Source organism: Phyllobacterium sp. 22229 (assembly GCF_052056495.1).
Taxonomy (GTDB): Bacteria; Pseudomonadota; Alphaproteobacteria; order Rhizobiales; family Rhizobiaceae; genus Phyllobacterium; species Phyllobacterium myrsinacearum.
The window spans coordinates 46,950-53,584 of record NZ_JBQEPA010000031.1; the positions used below are offsets into that span (position 1 = coordinate 46,950).

The following is a 6,635-nucleotide window of genomic DNA, read 5'->3' on the forward strand; positions in this document are numbered from 1 at the left end:
CAGCCCGTGATTTCCGTAGGTAGCCGGGAGGTTGGTAATGGGTTTGTCGGTAACGGCTGATGGTGGACGGAAAACGCCTTGGCGAGATGGCAGTTTCGGCTATGTCGTGCCGGCTCTGCTCCTGATCGCCTTCTTTTTCATCGTCCCAGTAATTATGCTGCTGATGCGCAGCGTGCTTGAGCCCACACCCGGTCTCCAGAATTATCGGGAGCTTTTAGGTTCGACGACCTATCTGCGGGTATTCCTCAATACATTTACCGTTGCCGGTCTTGTGACCATTGTCTCCGTACTGATCGGCTTTCCGATCGCGTGGCTGCTCGCTATCATGCCCGAGCGCTGGTCGCGGCTGGTGCTGGCAATCATTGTCCTGTCGATGTGGACCAATTTGCTTGCTCGAACCTATGCCTGGATGGTGCTTCTGCAGCGCACTGGCGTCGTCAATAAGGTTCTGCTGAGTCTTGGTATCATCGATAAGCCGCTGGCGCTGGTCAACAATCTCGTCGGCGTCAGTATCGGCATGACCTATATCATGCTGCCCTTCATCATCCTGCCGCTGATCGGCGTTCTGAAGTCGATCGATCCCGCGATCCTGCGTGCCGCTGCCCTCTGTGGTGCCAACAAGCGCCAGTGTTTTACCCGCGTTCTTCTACCGCTGTCGTTGCCGGGCATCGCTTCAGGTGCGCTGATGGTCTTCGTCATGTCGCTTGGTTACTACGTTACGCCGGCCCTGCTCGGTGGCACGTCGAACATGATGCTGGCCGAGCTCGTAGCGCAATTCGTGCAGTCGCTGGTCAACTGGGGCATGGGCGGCGCTGCCGCACTTGTGCTCCTGCTGGTGACATTGGTGCTCTACACCATCCAGCTCAAATTCGTGAACCCAAATCGGGCGAGGTAACAATTATGCTGCTCGATTTCGAGAAACTTGGTGGTTTGAAACCGTTCCTGATCGGCCTGACAGTTCTGGTCTGTCTGTTTCTGATCCTACCGATCCTGTTCATTGCCGCCTTGTCCTTTGGCTCGTCGCAATGGCTGATCTTTCCGCCGCCGTCATGGACGTTCAAGTGGTATCAGGCACTGTTCACCGATCCGCGCTGGCTTTATTCCGCCTTGAGCAGTCTGAAGATCGCCGCCATTGTCACGGTTTTTTCCGTCGTGCTTGGCTTTCTCGCTGCCCTCGGCTTGAACCGGGGCTCCTTCACTGGACGTGAAGCCCTGCGAGCCTTGTTTCTCACTCCGATGATCCTCCCCGTCGTAGTGCTCGCCGTCGCCCTCTATGCGCTTTTTCTGCAGTTCGGACTGGCGGGCACCACGATCGCTTTCATCATCGCGCATCTTCTGATCGCGCTGCCATTCTCAATCATCTCGATCGGAAATGCATTGGACGGTTTCGACAAGTCGATCGAGGATGCGGCGATCCTGTGCGGCGCAACCCCGTGGGAAGCCCGTATCCGGGTAACGGTGCCCGCCGTCAGCCATGGCATCTTTGCCGCCGCGATCTTCTCTTTCCTCGCGTCGTGGGATGAAGTGGTTCTTGCCATCTTCATGGCCAGCCCGACGCTGCAGACGCTACCGGTCAAGATCTGGGCGACACTCAGACAGGATCTGACGCCTGTCATCGCCGCCGCCTCCACCATTCTCATTGCCTTCACCATCCTGCTGATGGTTCTGGCGGCATTCTTCCGCAAGGGACGCAAAGTATGACCCAGTCATTTCTCTCCATTCGTGGCATCCGCAAGACATATGGTCAGGTCACTGCCGTTAAGAATGTGACCATGGATGTTGCCGAGGGTGAGTTCATGACCTTTCTTGGGCCATCCGGTTCGGGCAAGTCCACGACGCTCTACATCCTTGCCGGATTTCAGGACCCGACAGACGGTGATATCCTGCTGAAAGGTCAGAGCCTGCTTTCGACCCCGTCACACAAGCGCAATATCGGCATGGTGTTTCAGCGCTACACACTGTTCCCGCATCTGACCGTTGGCGAGAACGTAGCCTTCCCGCTGCGCGTTCGCCGCGTTGGTCAGGCGGAAATAACCGATCGGGTGAAGAAGGCGCTGAAGCTCGTCCGGCTCGAAGGTCTTGAGGAGCGCAAGCCAGCCTTGATGTCCGGTGGCCAGCAGCAGCGCGTCGCGCTTGCTCGCGCACTGGTCTACAATCCACCCGTGCTTCTGATGGATGAGCCGCTTTCGGCGCTGGACAAGAAGCTGCGTGAGGAAATCCAGTTCGAAATCCGACGCATCCATCAAGAAACCGGAGTGACCATTCTCTATGTCACCCATGATCAAGAAGAGGCCCTACGTCTTTCCGACCGTATCGCGGTCTTCAGTCAGGGCGAAATCGATCAGATCGGAACCGGACGGGAACTCTATGCCGATCCAGCCACACATTTTGTGGCGGGTTTCATTGGCGACAGCAATTTCATCAATGCCGAGGTTCTTTCAAATACCGATGGCAATGCGCGACTGTTGCTGCCTGGCGGTACGGTCGTCGATGGCGTGCCGATGCATGCCGGCAAGGCGAGCGGGACCTCTGCCTCGCTGCTGCTACGGCCGGAACGACTTTCATTGTCGAGCACACGGATCGACAACGGCCTTGCCGTGACGATCAAGGACATTACGTTCCTCGGCAATAATATCGAGGTCAGCACCCAAACCGGTAATGGTGAAATCCTCTCTGTGCGCCTGCCGTTCGGACACGAGGCGATTTCCGGCATCAGCCGCGGCGATCAGGCTTGGCTGAGCTTCGAACCGAAATCGACGCACGCATTCGTCTGACCCTACAGTGGCCGATGACGTTTTGCGTCGGTCATTGCCGCAGCAATCAACCTATCGAAGGAGGCCTGCGCCATGGCCCTGTCCAACACAATCCTCGCCAAACTGAAAGACCCATCGCTTGCCACCGACAAGACTTTGATCGCCGGCGAATGGCAGGGACAAGGTGAGGGCGGCGCGACATTCGATGTCACGAATCCATCGACTGGCGAGGTGATTGCCACCCTGCCAGACATGGCGCGTGCCGACGCCGCGCGCGCCATCGACGCCGCCCACACGGCACAAAAGCTCTGGGCGAAAAAGACCGGTAAGGACCGCGCTGCTGTGCTCCGCAAGCTTTATGATTTGGTGATTGCCAATGCCGATGATCTGGCGGCTATCCTCACCCTGGAAATGGGCAAGCCGTTGGCCGAAGCCAAGGGTGAGATCCTCTATGGTGCGTCCTATGTTGAATGGTTCGGCGAAGAGGCCAAGCGCGTTTATGGCGATACCATACCCGGTCACCAGCAGGACAAGCGCATCATCGTGCTGAAGCAGCCGATCGGTGTCGTTGCCTCGATCACACCGTGGAATTTCCCCAATGCCATGCTGGCACGAAAGTTTGCGCCAGCCGTTGCAGCCGGCTGCACCATGGTGTCCAAGCCGGCCGCCGAAACGCCGCTATCGGCGCTGGCTTTTGCTGTTCTGGCCGAACGTGCGGGGCTGCCAGCCGGCGTCTTCAATGTCGTTACCTCGAAAAAATCCGCCGATATCGGCCTTGAATTCACGGAGAATGACAAGGTTCGCAAGCTCACCTTCACCGGCTCTACCGGCGTCGGCAAGATTCTTATGCGCCAGGGCGCAGAGCAGATCATGAAGCTCGGCCTCGAACTCGGCGGCAACGCGCCCTTCATCGTGTTCGACGATGCCGATCTCGATGCTGCCGTCGAAGGCGCGATGATCTCAAAATATCGCAACAACGGCCAGACATGCGTCTGCGCGAACCGGTTGTATGTGCAGGCCGGGGTCTATGATGCGTTTGCCGAGATGCTGGCGGCAAAAGTATCAATGATGAAGGTGGGCGACGGGTTTGAGGACGGCGTTGTGGCCGGGCCGCTGATTACCGAAAATGCAATTGCGAAGGTTGAAGAGCATATCACCGATGCGCTTGAAAAAGGCGCCGCTATTGCCATCGGCGGTAAACGTGATGCGAGGGGCGGGCTGTTTTTCCAGCCAACTATCCTAACCGGTATGACATCCGCCATGAAAATTGCTCGCGAAGAGACGTTCGGCCCCGTCGCGCCGCTCTTCAGATTCGAAACGGAAGATGATGTCGTCGAGATGGCCAACGATACCGAGTTTGGGCTTGCTTCTTATTTCTACGCCAAGGACCTATCGCGCGTGTTCCGGGTGGCTGAGGCGCTGGAATATGGCATGGTGGGTATCAATACCGGTCTGATTTCCACGGAGGTTGCGCCATTCGGCGGCATTAAACAATCCGGTCAAGGCCGTGAGGGCTCCAAATACGGGATCGAGGATTACGTTGAAGTTAAATACTTGTGTCTCGATGTTGGTCTATGAGAGGTGATCTCCAGACGACGCTTTTGGCGACCAATCGAGCCTGTCAATCAAACCACTGATGAGATGCACGGGCGTTGTCACGTTGTTGGGCGGCGGCGAGAGGTTCCGTTACAAATTATTGATGTAACGTAGTTGGCGGCGTGCTATTCGTTATTCAGAAGGAAGCAGCTAGGATATAGGGGTTGTTTGCGGGAGGGGGCGAAATGACACCCAAAGCGATTGGCCATTTGTATTCACCGATAGATTGATGTGTTCCCATCCAAGCGGTGACACATGAGCGAGAAGTTCCGGCGGAATTGGCAATCCGGCTTGGCTTCGATCTTTGACAGCCTCGCCAAGTTTCAAGATGTTCCAAAAAATAATGACAGCAACAAGCAGATTCAGGCCCGCGATCGTATAGTGCTGGTCTTCGGTAGTGCGATCACGGATTTCACCTCGTCGGTAAAAGTTGATGGCTTGTTTCAAGGCGTGATGGGATTCCCCTTTGTTCAAACCGACGCGCGCTCGGCGCTGCATGCTCGTGTCCATAATCCAGTCGATCATGAAGAGTGTTCGTTCGATTAGGCCGACCTCCCGCAGAGCAACGGCCAGCTCGTTCTGTCTGCGATACGAGGCAAGTTTTCTCAGGATTTGGCTTGGTGGCATAATGCCGGCGGTCATTGTAGCAGCAATCCGTAGTATATCTGGCCAGTTTCGTTCAACTAGAGGCTCATTGATCTTGTCGGCGATCAAAGAACGGTGAAAGCTTCTGAGAAACCAGTGGAAGAGTTGATCAGACATAGCCCGTGACCTGGCGGGGCCGTCGCCGATGGCTGTCCTTTTCGGGCATGGCCCACTAACCGGCGGACTGAATAAGCCTGGCATAGACGCCGTTCAACGCCATCAGTTCATCATGGGTTCCGCGCTCGGCAATGCAGCCCTTGTCCAGAACGATGATCTGATCGGCCTGGCGCACGGTGGAAAGCCGGTGCGCGATTGTGATGGTTGTGCGGTCTCTGGCAAGCGTAGCAAGGGCTCTGGCCATGGCCCGCTCCGTCCGGTTGTCCAGGGCACTTGTCGCCTCATCGAGGAGCAGAACCGGCGGATCGCGCAGGATGGTGCGGGCAAGCGCCAGACGCTGCTTCTCGCCGCCGGAGAACCGATAGCCCCTTTCGCCGACCAGTGTGGCATAGCCATCGGGGAGTGCCGAGATCATGTCATGGATCTGTGCGACCTTTGCTGCCGTGATCAATTCCTCATCGCTCGCTTCCGGCTTGGCAAAGCGCAGGTTCTCGGCAACGGAGGCATGCAGCAGATAAGGTTCTTGCGTGACGACGCCCAGTATGTCGGTCAGTGACTGAAAGCTGAGACGCCGGACATCAACGCCATCATAGCGAATGGAACCCGAATCCACATCGTAAAGCCGGGCCAGGAGATAGCCGAGTGTGGTCTTGCCCGAACCGGTAGCGCCGACGATGGCCACATGGCTTCCCGCCGGAATGTCGATGGAGATGGCTTGAACGGTGGGCCTGCTCTTATCGTAAGAGAAGGAGACATTCTCCAACCGCACCGTGCCTTGAACGCGGTCGCGGGCGAGGGTAACCGCATCAAGGTCTTCGGTGATTTCGACAGGTTTGTCGAGATACTCGAATATGCGCGTAAACAGGGCCCTTGTCGTTCGCAGCTCGCGCCCTGTCTGAAGCAATTGCTCAAACGGCCAGAGAAGCTGTTCCTGCAAAGCGATCATGGCAACGAGCGTGCCGATGGTGACCGCGGCGCCCGTGCTCATCAACCAGCCGCCCAGAAGCAGCGTGAGCGCCGGCAGGATCGACAATGTCAGATAGATCAATGACCATTGCCATTCGCCTGCCGTATGGGAGCGTACCTCCAATGCAGCAACGTCGCTGGAGGTGCGTTTGAACAGACGGATCAAATGTTCGCTGCGGCCCATGGTTCGGGCAAGGATGATACCGGAAACGGAGAGCGATTCCTGGATGGCCGAGGACATGTCGGCAATGCGCCGCTGCTGCTCGAAGGTGATGGTTTCGCGCAACTTGGCGACCCGGTTGCTGATCAGTACTGTCAGAGGCACCGCTGCCAAGGAAAAGAGCCCCAGTCTCCAGTCCAGGAACATCATGGCGGCACCGGTCATGACAACGGTGCTGAGGCTGCGCGCCAGCTCATTGGCCGTATTGGTGACAAGTGCCTGCAGACCGCCGATATCGCTGGCGATACGCGACTGGATCTCGCCGGTGCGCGTGCTGGCAAAGAACCCCAGCGACAGGGATTGCAGATGCGCATAAACGCGCACTCGCAGATCATCCA

The 6,635-nt window shown here is 57.1% G+C and carries 5 protein-coding genes and 1 pseudogene; 4 read left to right on the plus strand and 2 right to left on the minus strand.

Annotated features, from left to right (window positions below; all coding sequences use genetic code 11):
• Positions 1-37 precede the first annotated feature (37 nt).
• From ACTJJ7_RS26075 to ACTJJ7_RS26090, 4 genes are all read left to right on the plus strand, one after another.
• Positions 38-895 (plus strand): ABC transporter permease, encoded by an 858-nt coding sequence (locus ACTJJ7_RS26075; RefSeq protein WP_440969299.1) that lies wholly within the window; start codon positions 38-40, stop codon positions 893-895.
• Between the two features lie 5 nt (positions 896-900).
• Complete coding sequence (locus tag ACTJJ7_RS26080; protein ID WP_105733819.1) at positions 901-1,701, plus strand: ABC transporter permease; 801 nt, start codon at positions 901-903, stop codon at positions 1,699-1,701.
• Positions 1,698-2,774: an ABC transporter ATP-binding protein gene (locus ACTJJ7_RS26085; RefSeq protein WP_130272589.1), complete on the plus strand. Its 1,077-nt coding sequence runs from the start codon at positions 1,698-1,700 to the stop codon at positions 2,772-2,774. Before ACTJJ7_RS26080 ends, ACTJJ7_RS26085 begins: the two co-directional genes overlap by 4 nt.
• Before the next feature lie 72 nt (positions 2,775-2,846).
• Complete coding sequence (locus ACTJJ7_RS26090) at positions 2,847-4,331, plus strand: NAD-dependent succinate-semialdehyde dehydrogenase (protein WP_440969300.1); 1,485 nt, start codon at positions 2,847-2,849, stop codon at positions 4,329-4,331.
• 154 nt (positions 4,332-4,485) lie between these two features.
• Here ACTJJ7_RS26090 and ACTJJ7_RS26095 read toward each other — a convergent pair.
• A pseudogene (locus ACTJJ7_RS26095) lies at positions 4,486-5,069 on the minus strand (Tn3 family transposase); the annotation flags it as partial.
• A 97-nt stretch (positions 5,070-5,166) separates the two neighbouring features.
• The coding region (locus ACTJJ7_RS26100; protein WP_440969301.1) for an ABC transporter ATP-binding protein at positions 5,167-6,635 on the minus strand (1,469 nt) is incomplete at its 5' end.